Raw genomic sequence first — 1,661 nt, 5'->3', positions numbered from 1 at the left:
CCTGATTTATTCACAAAGATATGCAAAATACCCATCAAAAACATGCATCACGCGTTTGATGGGTATTTTGTATTTTCACCTTTTAAGTACACAAAAAGAGCCTCAGCTCTGGTATAGTTAAATTGCTAAACAAAACCACATGAGAGAAGAGGACTCTATATTGAAAACTTTACAGGAAATGGCATTAAATTTCAACAAAAACATTTTAGTATCGCATACGGGTGGTCAATTATCTTCCGATGGCGGGCTAACATTGTGTGTAGAGCTGATGGCAAAATTCCAGTTCACCATCTTGGCCGACAAACTATTGAGGTTCAATGACCAGCGACGATATTGTCAACACAGTAATTCTAGTATCTTAAAACAGTTAATTCTTCAGATTATTGCTGGTTATAGCGCAGATTCTGCGGCAACTTTTTTAGAAAAAGAACCGCTTTTTAAATTATTATTGGATAAACCGTCTTTGGCTTCACAAGCAACAATATCACGTTTTTGGCAACGCTTTGATAAAGATAGTGTTAGCACATTACAGACTTTAAATGAGGCTTTGATCGACCGTGTTCGACTATTAACCAACCAGACAGCCACGATTATTGATATCGATTCGACTCACTCAGACACTTATGGCAAACAGGAAGCCACTAACTACAACGCACATTATGGTACTGAAGGATATCATCCATTACTGGCAACTGATCAAGATGGTAACTTATTGAAAGCTGTCTTGCGTTCTGGAAATGTCTACACCAGCAAAGATGTAAAAGCTTTTTTAACACCACTATTAAAGCATTATCAAACTCAGCTGCCCACGACTGACATTCTGGTTCGTGGTGATAGTGGCTTCGCCACGCCAGAAGTTTACGATGTCTGTGAAGCCAAAGATGTGTTTTACATTATTCGACTCAAACGCAATCGAAAATTACAGAATCTAGCTGAAAAGTTCGTCAAGATCAGTGATCAAACCCAGTGGCAAGAGGAAGAGACTCATTACTACTCTGAAATCTATCAATCAGCATCGTGGCCTAAGCCACGGCAGATTTATATTAAATCAACTCGAGTAGCTGGTGAACTGATCTTTTCACATGAATTTATCGTCACTAATCTGACTAATTTAACGGCTGAAACTGCCTTCGAACTTTATCACAAACGCGGCCAAATGGAAAATTACATCAAAGAAGCTAAAACAGGTTTCTTTTTCGATAAGACTGATAGTTCAACGTTTAATGCCAATGCTACCCGGATGATGGTTAGTGTACTGGCTTACAATATTGTCAACTTTTTAAAGCAGCTAACACTGACAAAACATGATTCCGGCTTGTGCGTTAGCACATTGCGGATCCGTTTATTCAAAGTTGCGGCACGTGTTGTGCATACTGGCCGACGCATTCAGTTGCGGCTGAGCTCGTATCATGTTTACCATCGGCTGTTCTACCAGGCTCTACAGCGTATCCAGGCTATTGAATAACCGGCAAAATTAAAAAAATCTGTACAACCAAGGGACAAGTGTATCCAAAAGTTCAAAGCAATTCTGAGTTAGTTGAAAGATCTCACTAGCTAGAACTGATAAACATCGTATTTCAGCAAAAGATAAAGACATACCCGTCAGTTTTCGAAAAAATACGAAAACTGACGGGATTTTTATGAACTATGAATAATTCAGG

At 39.0% G+C, this 1,661-nt stretch carries 1 protein-coding gene; it reads left to right on the top strand.

The features are described 5' to 3' along the window. Positions 1-160: 160 nt before the first annotated feature. The gene (locus tag FFM51_RS08650; RefSeq protein WP_137598219.1) at positions 161-1,465 is read left to right on the top strand and encodes an IS1380 family transposase; all 1,305 of its coding nucleotides are present in this window, start codon (positions 161-163) and stop codon (positions 1,463-1,465) included. The last annotated feature ends 196 nt before the right edge of the window (positions 1,466-1,661 follow it).

The sequence above is a fragment of the Paucilactobacillus kaifaensis genome (genome assembly GCF_005405145.1).
Taxonomy (GTDB): Bacteria; Bacillota; Bacilli; order Lactobacillales; family Lactobacillaceae; genus Paucilactobacillus; species Paucilactobacillus kaifaensis.
This window is presented reverse-complemented; position numbering and strand designations above follow the sequence as displayed.